This is a genomic window from Paenalcaligenes hominis, from assembly GCF_041359055.1.
GTDB classification, from domain to species: Bacteria; Pseudomonadota; Gammaproteobacteria; order Burkholderiales; family Burkholderiaceae_B; genus Paenalcaligenes; species Paenalcaligenes hominis_A.
In genome coordinates, this window is sequence record NZ_JBGJKZ010000005.1 from 144,153 (window position 1) to 157,412 (window position 13,260).

Here is a 13,260-nt window from a genome sequence, read left to right on the forward strand (position 1 = left end):
TTGTACTAAATAAGCCGGATCACTCAGGTTATTATGGCGCTATTACCTATACTTCAATACCCCGACGAACGTTTGCACACGGTAGCTAAACCAGTGGCACAAGTAGATGACCGCATTCGTCAGTTAGTTAAAGACATGGCGGAAACCATGTACGATGCCCCTGGGGTTGGCCTTGCCGCTACTCAGGTCAATGTACACGAGCGTGTTGTGGTGATCGATGTGTCCGAGCAGGGCGATGAGCTCTTAGTGCTGATTAACCCTGAAATCACCTGGTACAGCGAGGAAACCAAGGTTCACGAGGAAGGCTGCTTGTCTGTTGCTGGCATCTACGACAAGGTAGAACGAGCCTCTGAAATTAAAGTTAAAGCCTTAAATGAAAAAGGTGAAAGTTACGAGTTTCATGCGGCGGGCTTATTGGCCGTATGTGTACAGCACGAGCTTGACCACCTTGATGGCAAGGTCTTTGTTGAACACTTATCCATTTTGAAACAGACCCGTATTTTAACGCGATTACGCAAGCAACAGCGCGAGGCACGCAAAGCTGAAGCAAAGGTGTCTGTATGACGCTAAAGGTGGTTTTTGCTGGCACCCCCGATTTTGCGCAGTTGGCTTTACAGGCCATTTTAGCGGCAGGGTATCAGGTGCCTTTGGTGTTAACTCAGCCCGATCGACCCTCTGGCCGAGGCATGAAGCTACGGCCGTCCGCAGTAAAGCAAGCCGCACTAGATGCAAGCATTCCTGTGGCGCAGCCCCTTAGCCTGCGCCTAGATGGCAAATACCCCGCTGACGCCGCCGCAGTACAACAGCAATTACAGCTTATTCAGCCCGATGTAATGGTGGTGGCTGCCTACGGCTTGATTTTGCCGCAATGGGTACTCGATTTACCACGCCTAGGTTGTTTAAATATCCACGCCAGCTTGTTGCCGCGTTGGCGCGGGGCCGCCCCAATTCAGCGTGCCATAGACGCAGGCGATACCGAAACCGGCATTACTATTATGCAAATGGATGCGGGCCTAGACACAGGCGATATGTTGGCTGTACACCCTTTGGCTATTAGCGCAGAGCATACTGGGGGTAGTTTGCACGACGATTTAGCACAGCTTGGTGCTCAGGCGATTGTGCAGGCACTAAAAGCGTTAGAAACCACAGGTTTAACGGCAGTACCACAGCCTACACAGGGCGTTACCTATGCTGAAAAATTGCAAAAGTCCGAGTCAGCCTTAGACTTGAGTTTGTCTGCCGTCCTGTTGGCACGTCGTATACGGGCGTTTAATCCGGTTCCTAGTTGTACGATGGCGTTACCCGGGCTAGATCAGCCCGTGAAGGTATGGCAGGCTCAGGCTTTAGATCAGGCCACCACGGCGGCACCCGGTACGGTATTAGCAGCCAGTGCGGACGGTATAGATATTGCCACAGGCGACGGCGTGTTGCGGTTGCTCGAGCTACAGCGTGCTGGCAGCCGACGACAACCAGTTGCTAGTTTTATTCAAGGGTGGCAGCTGCCCGCCTAGCGTGTTGCTGTTGGCGCCATTCGATATAACCAATCACGGCGCCGCTACCGCACACAATAGCAATACCTAGCCAGCTTAACGCATCGGGGAACTGGCCCCACACTAGCCAACCTAATCCAGCAGCACTAATAATTTGCGTATAAACAAAGGGCGCTAAGGCTGAGGCAGGAGCACGTTGATAAGCCTGTATTTGCAATAAATGGCCCAAGGCACCAAACACACCGGTTGCCATTAATACGGCCCATTCTTTAGGGCCAAATGTGGTAAAAATCGGCCAAATTTCAGGCAAAATAAACGGCATTAATAATGAAGTTAATACCGTGCCCACTGAACCGCTCCAGATTAAGGTGGTGAAGGCGTCTTCAACCGCTAAACGGCGCGTCACAATAAACTGGGTCGCAAAAAAAATAGCTGTAATCAAGCCAAACATCACCCCTAGCGGATGTAAACCCGAGCTAGGGCGAATAATTAGCAATACCCCTAAAAAGCCTACCCCTGCCGCAATCCAACGTGAAAGGCGGGAGGGCTCTTTCAATAGCCAGGGGGCGACCGATAACACAAGTAATGGGGCTAAAAAATTAATGGCTGTGGCTTCAGCCTGGGGCAAGTAGCGCAGAGCAGAGAAAAAAGACAGCGTGGCAAATAACATAATAAGGCCACGCAAAATTTGATCGCGGGGGCGATGGGCTTTAAACACCTTTGTGCCGCGCATAGGTAACACTACCGCCAATACCAAAAACCAATGAATCACATAGCGCGCCCAGCACATTACCAACAATGGCAGTCCGGCGGCCATAATCCACTTGCCACTGGCGTCTAATGACGACAGCGCCCACGTGGAAAGAATTAAAAGAACAATTCCAACAATAGGGCGCTGCGGCGTAGACATAAAAAATGCCTTAAAAAAATTAAGAGTTAAGTAGATGCTCGATAGTATGACCTACATTAAGCAACTGTGCATCGTGGTAGGCGGGGGCGGCCACCATAAGACCTACAGGAGCGGTGCCTGAAGCATGGCATGGAATAGATAAGGCGCACCCATTTAAAAAGTTAACTATAGCTGGGTTGCGTAAAATTAGACCATTAGCGCGGAAATAAGCGTCCTCATCGTTTAACTCATCGATGGTAGGAGGCAATAGCGGCGCAGTGGGCATTAACATGGCATCGTAAGGAGCAAGCAGGCTTTCCATCTGGGCAATCCAGACTTGACGCGTTTGCTCTAGCTCAATGTAATCCGCAGCGGTTTGGCTCTTGCCACGCAAGATACGTGAAGCCACGCGTGGGTCATACAGCGCTTCGTGAGCCTCGATGTGTTTTTGATGGTAGAACCATGCTTCTGCGCACACAAAGCCACCGGTACGGTTGATATAAGGCAACTGGTCTAGCTCGGGGATTTCAATTTCATCAATAGAGACCCCCTTGTTTCTAAGAGTAGTTAGTGCGGCTTTAAAGTCGGCTTTGACTTTGTCATCGGCCTGATTCAAGACGTAATTGGTTGGCACCACAAAACGTAATTGGGTGGAGTCAATAAGGGCGAGCTCGGGCTCGGGTTCGCCACTAAGTACCGCATCCACAATAGCGCAACATTCGACAGACAAAGCAAGCGGCCCGCTGGAGTCTAAGGAATGCGATAAGGGCATAACGCCTGCATCAGGAATGCGGTCGGCAGTAGGCTTGAAGCCAGTAATACCGCAAAAAGCAGAGGGAATACGAATAGAGCCACCGGTATCAGTACCAATAGCAGCGACGGCCATACCGTCTGCGACCGACACGCCTGCACCGGAAGAGGAGCCGCCCGGGATACGGCCGTGCTCTCTGTCCCAAGGAGCACGGGGGGTTCCGTAATGCGGGTTGATGCCTAATCCGGAAAAAGCAAACTCCGTCATATTGGTACGCCCAATAATAACGGCCCCTGCTTCTTGGAGGCGGTGGACGAGTGTGGCGTTTTCTGTAGCAGCCGGTGCGTCTTTAAGCAGAGCGGAAGCCCCACGGGTGACGTCACCTTTGTAATCAAAGAGGTCTTTGATAGAAATAGGGATGCCTTCTAGAGCAGAACGGCTTAGACCGGCTGCACGTAAAATGTCGGAAGCGTGAGCGGCGGCTAAGGCTTGTTCTTTATAGATGGAGATAAAGGTGGTTGCCCCTTCGCCAGCTGGGTCAGCAATGCGTGATAGCGCCTGCTGGGTTAGCAAAACGGCAGTGGTTTCTCCGGCATCTAGAGCGTGTTGTAGCTCACGAATACGTGCAAAAGAGGTCGACATGATGGAATCCCTATGAGTAAAAAATCTAATTAAGCGATTTCAGGCAAGAACTCAATATCGTAAGTATGACGAATACTGCGCTCAAGGCGTGGATCGTAAAGCTCCATCGTAAATTGAGCCGCTGGACGAATTGAGCCGATAGTAGCGACTGTACCGCATGTCATAGCCGTTTGGTTTGGCAAATGATCTTGACCAAAATGCTTTTTAATTAAATCGATGGGGTGCAGTAACGTAGCCACCGCGCCGTCTTGATAAGCCACCTCTTGGCCTTCTTCGAGGATCCAAGCGCGCAGCACCAGCTCATCCCAATGACCAGCCACATCGCTATAGCGCCATGCTTGCTGTGCCGTGGGCTTGACGCAAATTTGTTTAGATAGCGCAACACTGTGTGCTTCTAGAGCGCGATCAGTATGATCAGAGGCCAAGCTAACGCATAGCTCGTTGTTATGGTTAAACACCAGTACCTCGGCTTCGCCTGAACTGTGCGGGCCTACCACCTGAACACGTGAGCTCTGAATAAGCTGGTTTGTGGCAATACGATAATACAGCGGTACATCGCTAGGGCGGGGCACGCCTAGTTCAGCCAACTCTAAAATATGGTGTTCAATCGCGTCACGATCACGACCAGCCCAACCAGCCACAATACAGTGGTCCACATTAACTTGAATGGACTCATTGCTACCATCTGTGCCGATAAGATCAAAATTTAACAACATGGAAAACTACCTTTAACCAAATATTTGCGGTAACCAAAGGGCGACGTCAGGGAATACCGCAAGGATTAACACCATTCCCAAGAGCATCAGTACAAAAGGCAGGCTACCCACCATGACATCGTTCATGCTGCCAGTGGTGCGCAAGCTTTGAACCACAAACAGGTTCAAACCGACAGGTGGAGTGATTAGAGCCACCTCAACCAAAATAATAATCACAATACCTAGCCAGACCGGATCAAAGCCCAATGCAATCATGACAGGGGCCACAATAGGGATGGTAGTGATCATCATGGATAACGTTTCCATGAAGCAGCCTAAAACTAAGTAAAAGACGACCAGCACTAAAAGCATCATCATGGGCGAAACGCCCAACCCTGTAATGGCGTGCGTAATGGCATTAGTTAGGCCGATGCCAGACATAATGAAATTTAAAAAAGCAGCCCCAATCACAATTAACATGATCATGGCGGTGGATTTCATGGTGCCTTCAAAACACGTCAAAAGCATCTTTACAGATAGGCGACGGCTAAAAGCAGCCAGTAGCAATGCGCCTACTACGCCTAGTGCGGCGGCTTCGGTGGGTGTGGCTATCCCGGCATAAATTGAGCCCACCACTAAAAAGAAAATCAACAGAGGTGGAATTAAGTGGACTAGGCTTGTTAAACGCGCTGACCATGAGGCACTGATTTTTTTACCGCCCCAAGCAGGTTTAACCATACACGCTAAGGCAATTACGGCCATGAATAAAAGCGCCATGCCAAGCCCGGGCACAATACCGGCAAGATACAGTTTGGGCACAGAGGTGTTGGTTAATACCCCATAAATAACGAGGTTGATAGATGGAGGAATTAAAATCCCCAACGTACCACCTGCTGCCAAACTGCCTAAAAATAAAGGCTCGTTGTAGTTTTGTTTTTTAATTTGGGGTAGGGCTACGGTACCTACTGTGGCAGCAGTGGCTACACTGGAGCCAGAGGTGGCTGCAAACAATGCGCTTGCCCCAATATTGGCGTGCATTAAACCACCGGGTAGCCATGACAACCAGAGGCTCATTGCGTTGTACATACGTTCGGCTAAGCCCGAACGCAGGAGAATTTCGCCCAACATGATGAACAAGGGCACAGCGACTAAGAGAAATTCATTGCTTGTGCCCCAGGCCACTTCGCCCATAGCACGGCTAAGGGGTAAAAAAGAATAGAGTGGATCAAGGATCAGGCCTAGCACGCCTAAAGCGGCCCCAACGGGGATGCTAACGCCAATTAAAACAAGCAGTAGGGTCAGAGAGGTGGCAATCATTGCTGCTCCATTTGCACAATACGTTTACCGGCTTCGGCTTCTTCGCTGGCTTCTTCTTTGGCGGTTCGTACGCCACAGATAGCGCGTACCTGCTCAATATCGCCCGTCACTAGGGCCAAAGAGGCGCGCAGCAGCATTAAGGCCAGCACCACACACAGCCATACGAGGCCCGCAACCCAAAGCATTTGTGGGATCCAAAGTGGTGTGCCCAAGAGTGTGTTGGCGGTCGAGTGACTATTCCATGACATCCCGGCGACTTCGGCAGCGTAACGTGTGAGATAAACAATAAAAACAGCCAACACCACTAAAGCTAACCAATCGCAAAAAGCGGCTAAACGAGCAGGTAAATGCTGATAGATCGCATCGATACGGATATTGGCGCGATCAAGTGTGGCAAAGGACAACGCCCATGAAATGCTAATGGCAAATGCGTAACCAGACAGTTCATCAGAACCACCTAAAGGCGCATTAAATAATTTACGGCTTGCTACATCCGCCGTAATGTACAAAGCACTTAATAAGGTCAGAGAACCTGCTATCCAAATGGCAAAACGAGACAGCGTGGTAGCGCCATTGAGCAGTCGTCCTAACAAGGATGTAGGAGTAGGAGTCGTCATGGGTTACACCTAGAGAAAAGAGGCGTTTGATTAGATGCAATCAAACGCCCGGTTAGAGCTGGGTTACAGCGTAACCTTCAAAGAAGACTAGTTAGCTGCGTCAAATAAAACAGGAGCAACTAGAACATTAAAGCTTTCTACACAATCAGAGGAACAACGGGCAGCCCAAGCAGGGATAACGGTTTTATCCATGACTTCCTGAAGAATACGACGGTCTTCGTCGGTAGGCTCTACCAATTTCATGGCACCTTTAGGCTCAAGCGTACACGCTTCGGCACCTGTGTTGCAGTCGTAACCTTGTTGTGTTTCGGCGGCGGCAGCGTCCCAAATGTCATCGACCAAAGTTTTTACGTTTTCCTCAAGGAAAGTTTGAACTTTAGGGTCTAACTTGTTCCAAAACGCTTTGTTAGCCACGATGAGTTGCTGGTTCCAGTTAATGGGCAACGCGTAAAGATGATCGCTGACTTCGTACCATTTGGCTGAGTAACCCGATAAGGAACCGGTAATAGCGCAATCTACAACACCGTTTTGCAAAGCAGGTACTACTTCACCAAATGGAATGGTCACGCTACTACCGCCAAAGGCTTGTACAAACTCGGCCTGTGTGCGGCTGCTAGTGCGTACTTTTTTGCCTTTTAGGTCGCTAAGCCCAGTAAAGCTGCCTTTACAAAACAGAACCTGAGCTGGGTAAGTAGAAATGCCTAGCAGTTTGGCGTTATTGGCATCGTAGTGTTGCTCATAGACCGGTAAAAAGGCTTCGGTAACGGCACGTGCTGTATCGATGTCTGGAGCTAGACCTGCTAAGTCAATGGCTTCGTTAATAGGGTTGTCGGTGGCAAAGTAGGCAAGCGTAGCACTACCGATAGGTATTACGCCTTGGCTAACCAAACGTAATACCTCAGGACCTTTCAGACCCATTTCATTGTAGCCTTTGATGTCTACAGTGATTTTGCCGTCTGATAGCTCAGGAATTGTTTTGGACCAGAATGGTAGCTCGCCATTTTGGTATGCAGTGAGGTTGCTGAGGCCACCCACTACGTTCAATTTAGTTTGAGGCAGATCAGTTACGACCTGTTGTGCTTGTGCGTTCAGTGCAGTGAAACCCATCAAGAGGGATGCAGCGAATAAACGTTTCATACGGAGTCTCCTGTATATAAGCCCATAACTAAGCCATATAGAAACAATTGAATATAATTAGACAGAATTGCACCGTATTCGCTGTCCACTGTCCAATTATATGTTTAGATGTAGGGGTATAAGAAAAACTTATTCATGGGGGGTGAAGTCTTGAGAAATGCGTTGGGCTAAACGTGCTACGGTGCGTGCCGCATGGCTGTCTGGTGACTTCAACCAATGGGCGTAAAACTCTAAAGCCGGCAGGGGCTGATCTACATGTAAAAGACGCAGTTTCCCTTGGGATAATAGGTCTTTGACTAGGACTTGAGCAAGCACGCTAACCCCCATTCCACGCGACGTCATGTGCACAATGGTGCTAAGCGAAGCGCTGCCATAAATGCGTGGTGAAGGCACATGTGCATCACGCAAAATTTGGGTAACTACCCGATAGGGTAAACTACCTACTGGGTAGGTAATTACAGGGTAAACACCTAGATCCGTGATGCGTAATTGACGATTATGTAACTTTAAATTTGGGCTTGCGACCCAGGCTAAGGGGTACTCGCCCACAGGCATGTATTCAGTATTGTTATCCGTCTCTTTACCTACAAAAAAAGCTAAATCTAATTGATAATTCAAGAGTTTTTCTTTAAGGACTTGACTGGTATCGACATGAATTTCAATATTTAAGGCGGGATATTGCAAATAAAGCTGTTCAATCAGCAATGGCAGCCACATATGCACCAGAGTTTCCGCTACTCCTAGGTGAAATGTGCCTTGTATCACGTTTGTACTTTGTGCCACACGCAGCATTTCATTACGTTGATCCAGCAAGCGCTGTGCGTGAGATAGCAGCTCTTGGCCTTTATCTGTCAGTTTGATCCCTCGTGCCCCACGATCAAATACGCGCGTTGACAGCTCGCGTTCGAAGCTAGCAATACGTTGTGATATTGAAGGCTGGGTGGTGTTAAGTTTTTCAGCGGCAGCGCTAAAACCACCTAACTCAGCAACCCAGATAAAGGCTTCAATTTGTTTAAAATCAATCATTAAGTGGCTTCCACAGAGAGGGGAGATAAAAGACTGGAAGGCGGGTGAACATTTAATGCAAAAAATCCATTAACAGAATGGCTAGCAATAAGTGCGAGTTGAGTTACTATAGCCCTACAAAAAAGCCAGTGGTATCTACGCCCACCTAAGATAAACAGTTATGAGTAAAAAAATATTAATAGTGCGCACTTCCTCATTAGGGGATTTGGTGCATATGTTGCCAGCCATTACGGATATGCAAGCGGTGTTCCCAGACGCGCAGATTGATTGGGTCGTAGAGGAATCCTTTGCGCAAATTCCCACTTGGCACCCCGCAATACATACAGTTATACCAGTAGCGCATCGACGGTGGCGTAAACAATGGTGGTCCGCCCAGACCAAAAAAGAACGAAAAGCATTTAAACAGCGCCTACTGCAAACTCAATACGATGTAGTATTAGACATGCAGGCCTTGTTAAAAACGGTGTGGATTACCCGTTTAGCAAAGGGCGTCAAGCACGGTTTAGATTGGAAGTCGGCACGAGAACCGGTATGTTCGCTATTTTACGATGTAAAACACCGCGTCGAATTTTGGCAGCCAGCTATTACCCGTCAACGCTTGTTGGCCTCACTGGCATTTGACTACGCATACGAAGGGGCTCCTGACTATGGGTTGCAGAGCATTACCAATGCGGTCACGGTAGAGCCTGTAGCGATGATTATGCCATCAGCAAGCCGTGATGATAAATTATGGCCTGAAACGTCTTGGCACCAAGTATTTGATTTTTTACAAGAAAAGGGTTTGGGTTTGCGCTTATTAGCTGGAAATGAGCACGAGGCCGAGCGGGCTCAACAGCTAATAGCCAATCGTGAAAATGCAGTGGTTTTACCACGAATGGGTTTAACTGAAGTAGCGCACGAGTTAGCCAAAGCCCACATTATGGTAGGCTTAGATAGCGGGCTAACGCATTTGTCAGCTGCGTTAGAGCGTCCTACTATTGGTATTTACAAGGCATCTACTCCTGTGCGCACCCCATTAGTAAGCCGCGCCTATACCGCCAGTTTAGGAGACAGAGGCCAAGAGCCCAGTGCTGAAGTCGTGTTAAGCGCAATCCAACAAGCATTTAGCTTGGGATAACAGTACAATATATGTTTGTTGTTTGAAGGTTTTGTACGTTTGAGTCGTTTTATATATACCGTGTTGTTGCGTTTGATTTCACCCATTTTATTGGGGTGGATGTATTTACGCGCGCGTCGGTCTGGTGGGCAATGGCAGGTGTTTAGCCCATTGCGATTTGGGTATTATGGCAAAAGCCCTAGCCCAGCCGAACCGGTTATTGTGGTTCATGCTGTTAGTTTAGGTGAAATGAGGGCGGCTCAGCCACTAGTACAAGCCCTATTAGACGCAGGTCATCACGTTTTATTAACGCATTTAACTTATACCGGGCTTGCCGAAGGGCAGCGAGCCTTTAATAAAGCTTTGGCCGAAGGCCACTTACAACAACAATGGCTACCCTACGATTTCCCTGGTGCGGCTCGTCGTTTTTATGCCCATTACCAACCTAAATTACTGATAGTTATTGAGCGCGAGGTCTGGCCTAACCTGATGTATCAGGCTTATCGAGCCGATATTCCCGCTTTTTTGGTCAGTGCGCGATTTTCTGCGCGGTCTTTACGCAAATCCCTACGCATGGGCTTGCTGATGCGCCAAACTTTAGGCTATTTCACCGCCATTTATGCACAAACCTATCAAGACGCGGTGCGCTTAGAGTTAGCGGGTGGTAAAGGGGTGCGCGTGGCAGGAAATTTTAAATTTGACGTGCAGTTATCCCAAGAGCAAGTCGAGCGCGGTAAACAGTTTGCGGCCTCTTTAGGGCGCAAAATTGTGGTAATTGCTAGCACCCGCGAGGGCGAAGACCAGATTTTTATTGATGCGATGCGACGCTATATCCGCCGTGAACACAGCATGGATCTAGATAGTCAACAACGCACTCTTTTTTATTTAATTCCACGTCATCCTCAACGCTTTGAATCAGCGGCGATTTTGCTTGAAGCCGAAGGGTGGAATGTGATTCGTCGCACAGAGATTATGACTACTGGCGACTGCACAAGCAGCTCGTTAGCGTGTTGTAAAAATGCGGATGTGCTCTTGGGCGATTCTCTTGGCGAGATGCCCTGGTATTACGCTCAGGCTCAAGTCGCCATTATTGGTGGCAGTTTTGCCCCGTTAGGGGGACAAAACATCATTGAGGCGTGTGCGTTGGGTGTGCCAGTTATTGTTGGGCCCCATACCCGTAATTTTGAACAAGCGGTTAATGACGCATTGGACGAAGGGGCTGCGGTGCGTGTGACCAACGCTGATGCGGCACTAAAACAAGCAATGAGCTTGCTTGACGACAGCACCCAGCGTCAAACTATGTCGGATGCGGCCTCGTCTTGGGTACGTAAACATACAGGCTCGGTAGATCGTGTCATGACGGGGGTGAAAGAAGTGTTAAAAAAACAATACGTGCGTAACGATCACCGTTAAAAAACGGTAATGCAAATGGAGCAGACACAAAAAAACCCGCCTAGGCGGGTTTTTTAGCACATACAAAAATTAAACTTTTTGTACGGATTTGGCTTGTGGACCTTTTTGGCCTTGAGCTGGCTCGTAAGAAACACGTTGGTTTTCTTCTAGAGATTTGTAGCCTGTACCAAGAATGTCGGAGTGGTGAACGAAAAGATCTTTGCCACCGTTTTCTGGAGAAATGAAGCCAAAGCCTTTTTCGTTGTTAAACCATTTTACGGTGCCGTATTCTGTTTGCATGATATGCGATTCCTTAAATAAATGAGCAAGGTGCCCTAAGTAACAGATTTTCAAGGGACAAAATTATGCAATGCAATTTACTAAGAAAGCAAACAGTATTGAGCGAACTTCGACGAACTTGATAACCTACTCTTGTACTTTAGACTGTTTCATATCGTGGGTCAAGATAATTTATTAAGGGTTTGTGCTAGGGTAATAAGTTTATATTTATAAGAATTAAAGCCACAGAAGCTTACAAAATATAAGAAGATATTTTTTTAGCGGCATTAACTAAATGAGGGATGACTTCGGCCTCGTATTTCTTTTTGTCTAAGGAGTAAGCCGGATGGCTAACAGACAGAACATAAGGGATAGAGCCGTTGAAGGGATGAATAATAGGGGCCGCACTAGCAACCATTGTGTTTTTAAATTGTTGCCAGCTCGTCAAGGATTCAGAGTTTCGGGCTCTTTCAACTTTAAGCAATAATTCATCTAAATTTTTAGGCGTACTTTCTGAAAAGCGTTTCCATTCTTTAAATGCGCTATATCGCTCAATTATTTCATTATTATTTAAACCAGATAATAAAAATTGCCCAATAACCGTAGCATGGGCAGGCCAACGAGTGCCTATCAAAATATTAGAAGTAAAAGCACCAAGCGCTTGAATATTTTGTACATAAACAATGTCAGTTTGATCTAACACTGACAAATGCACAGCAGTGCGAGTTTGGTCGCGTAACTGTTTCATAATTGGCATCGCTTGATCGGTAATATCTATGCTTGCTAAAGCACTATAACCAAGCTGCAACGCTTTGATATTAATCGTGTAATTTTTTTGCTCGTTACGATTTAAATAACCGCAATATTCTAAAGTTTGTACTAAACGAAATGCGCTAGAGCGATTGATCTCTAAGGATTGAGCAATTTCTGAAAGAGCTAGCTCTGTTTGGGTAGGGCTGAATAGCTCTAGGATCTTTAAGCCACGAATTAAGGCCGGTACAAGGTATTTTTCGTTTTCGTTTGTACTCATATTGATGCAGCTAACCCTTTAATAACTAAATAGATACAGCATTAATAGCCCCATTATAACGAGGTTTTATGCTGCAAAAATGTCTCATTTTTTGTGTTTTGGCTCTGTAGCGTTCGTGCTGCAGTGCCCCTCTTTCTTTTGCATTTGTCTTATTTAAGTCACTTTTTAACCCCTGAATAGGGGTTTTTTCCTATGTGCAAAATAAATAATTCAAGTTTAAATGAAGTTGTTTTGTATATTAAACTATGTTTTGCAGGTAAAACAAGGGGGTTAAGATGAACTGGTTTAAGGTGTGTGGGGTCGACGAGGTCTCTCAAGATATGCCCAAAGCCATTGAGATAGAAGGCAACCATGTGGGGGTTTTTAAAGTTGATGAGCACTTTTTCGCCATAGAAAACGTGTGTCCTCACGCCTTTGCCCTCTTAACCGATGGTTTTATTGAGGACGAAAAAGTGGAGTGTCCTTTACACGAAGCAATTTTCGATATCAAAACGGGTGTTCTGGAAAGCGGACCGGGCTGTAGAAATTTACGCATTTATCCCACCAAGGTAGAGGGTGAGCAAGTTTTGATTCAGTGCGAAACAACCTAAAGAGGCAAGAAAATGGAATACAACACAAAACTTCAATCTTGGATTCATGCTATTCCAAGCACCGAAGCAGGGATCAACAACATTCAAAAACCTGGGGTAGTAGAGCATATTGTTTGGCAAAACCGCTCGCATGCTCCAACTGAGTACGAGCAGCAGCTTGCTGATCATCTAATCAAAGCGTTTAAGCAAGGTGCTACGGAACCAGAAAGCATTGTGAGCTTGCTAAACGAGCAAGGCTTGTTGCTAGAAACGGGTGAAAAGTGGACCACGTCTAACTTTCAGACAGAAATGGCACGACTAGGTTATTAA

15 protein-coding genes are annotated in these 13,260 nt (G+C 47.3%); 6 read left to right on the plus strand and 9 right to left on the minus strand.

The genetic code is table 11. The features are described from left to right. Positions 1 to 33: 33 nt before the first annotated feature. Positions 34 to 564, plus strand: a complete 531-nt coding sequence (gene def / locus ACBP46_RS11755) for a peptide deformylase (protein ID WP_371016908.1) — start codon at positions 34 to 36, stop codon at positions 562 to 564. Continuing rightward, positions 561 to 1,511 (plus strand): methionyl-tRNA formyltransferase, encoded by a 951-nt coding sequence (gene fmt / locus ACBP46_RS11760; protein WP_371016909.1) that lies wholly within the window; start codon positions 561 to 563, stop codon positions 1,509 to 1,511. The genes def and fmt overlap by 4 nt, the downstream gene beginning before the upstream one ends. Here fmt and ACBP46_RS11765 read toward each other — a convergent pair. The 7 genes from ACBP46_RS11765 to ACBP46_RS11795 all read right to left on the minus strand — a co-directional run bounded on the left by ACBP46_RS11765 (position 1,483) and on the right by ACBP46_RS11795 (position 8,564). Next, on the minus strand, positions 1,483 to 2,400 hold the full coding sequence (locus tag ACBP46_RS11765; RefSeq protein ID WP_371016910.1) for a DMT family transporter: 918 nt from the start codon (positions 2,398 to 2,400) through the stop codon (positions 1,483 to 1,485). The genes fmt and ACBP46_RS11765 overlap by 29 nt on opposite strands. A gap of 19 nt (positions 2,401 to 2,419) precedes the next feature. Next, positions 2,420 to 3,772, minus strand: a complete 1,353-nt coding sequence (locus ACBP46_RS11770; protein ID WP_371016911.1) for an amidase — start codon at positions 3,770 to 3,772, stop codon at positions 2,420 to 2,422. A gap of 29 nt (positions 3,773 to 3,801) precedes the next feature. Next, positions 3,802 to 4,488, minus strand: coding sequence for a DUF2848 domain-containing protein (locus ACBP46_RS11775; protein ID WP_371016912.1), 687 nt, complete (start codon positions 4,486 to 4,488; stop codon positions 3,802 to 3,804). A gap of 12 nt (positions 4,489 to 4,500) precedes the next feature. Further along, on the minus strand, positions 4,501 to 5,784 hold the full coding sequence (locus ACBP46_RS11780) for a TRAP transporter large permease (protein WP_371016913.1): 1,284 nt from the start codon (positions 5,782 to 5,784) through the stop codon (positions 4,501 to 4,503). Continuing rightward, positions 5,781 to 6,401 (minus strand): TRAP transporter small permease subunit, encoded by a 621-nt coding sequence (locus tag ACBP46_RS11785; protein WP_371016914.1) that lies wholly within the window; start codon positions 6,399 to 6,401, stop codon positions 5,781 to 5,783. Before ACBP46_RS11785 ends, ACBP46_RS11780 begins: the two co-directional genes overlap by 4 nt. Positions 6,402 to 6,488: 87 nt before the next feature. Further along, positions 6,489 to 7,538, minus strand: a complete 1,050-nt coding sequence (locus ACBP46_RS11790) for a TRAP transporter substrate-binding protein (protein WP_371016915.1) — start codon at positions 7,536 to 7,538, stop codon at positions 6,489 to 6,491. 129 nt (positions 7,539 to 7,667) lie between these two features. Further along, positions 7,668 to 8,564: a LysR family transcriptional regulator gene (locus tag ACBP46_RS11795; RefSeq protein ID WP_371016916.1), complete on the minus strand. Its 897-nt coding sequence runs from the start codon at positions 8,562 to 8,564 to the stop codon at positions 7,668 to 7,670. Between the two features lie 160 nt (positions 8,565 to 8,724). Between ACBP46_RS11795 and waaC the strand changes: the two genes are divergently transcribed. Both waaC and ACBP46_RS11805 read left to right on the plus strand, forming a co-directional pair. Beyond that, positions 8,725 to 9,681 carry a lipopolysaccharide heptosyltransferase I gene (waaC, locus tag ACBP46_RS11800; protein WP_371016917.1) on the plus strand — a complete coding sequence of 319 codons (957 nt, stop codon included), beginning with the start codon at positions 8,725 to 8,727 and terminating at the stop codon, positions 9,679 to 9,681. 39 nt (positions 9,682 to 9,720) lie between these two features. Continuing rightward, positions 9,721 to 11,073, plus strand: a complete 1,353-nt coding sequence (locus tag ACBP46_RS11805) for a 3-deoxy-D-manno-octulosonic acid transferase (RefSeq protein ID WP_371016918.1) — start codon at positions 9,721 to 9,723, stop codon at positions 11,071 to 11,073. A gap of 69 nt (positions 11,074 to 11,142) precedes the next feature. Here ACBP46_RS11805 and ACBP46_RS11810 read toward each other — a convergent pair whose 3' ends face one another. Together ACBP46_RS11810 and ACBP46_RS11815 are read right to left on the minus strand one after the other, a co-directional pair. Further along, positions 11,143 to 11,352 (minus strand): cold-shock protein, encoded by a 210-nt coding sequence (locus ACBP46_RS11810; RefSeq protein WP_371016919.1) that lies wholly within the window; start codon positions 11,350 to 11,352, stop codon positions 11,143 to 11,145. A gap of 232 nt (positions 11,353 to 11,584) precedes the next feature. Next, positions 11,585 to 12,361, minus strand: a complete 777-nt coding sequence (locus ACBP46_RS11815) for an IclR family transcriptional regulator (protein WP_371016920.1) — start codon at positions 12,359 to 12,361, stop codon at positions 11,585 to 11,587. A 275-nt stretch (positions 12,362 to 12,636) separates the two neighbouring features. Between ACBP46_RS11815 and ACBP46_RS11820 the strand changes: the two genes are divergently transcribed. Next, entirely contained in the window at positions 12,637 to 12,951 is a 315-nt protein-coding gene (locus ACBP46_RS11820) for a non-heme iron oxygenase ferredoxin subunit (RefSeq protein WP_371016921.1), read from the plus strand. A gap of 12 nt (positions 12,952 to 12,963) precedes the next feature. Next, positions 12,964 to 13,260 carry a recombinase-like helix-turn-helix domain-containing protein gene (locus ACBP46_RS11825; protein ID WP_371016922.1) on the plus strand — a complete coding sequence of 99 codons (297 nt, stop codon included), beginning with the start codon at positions 12,964 to 12,966 and terminating at the stop codon, positions 13,258 to 13,260.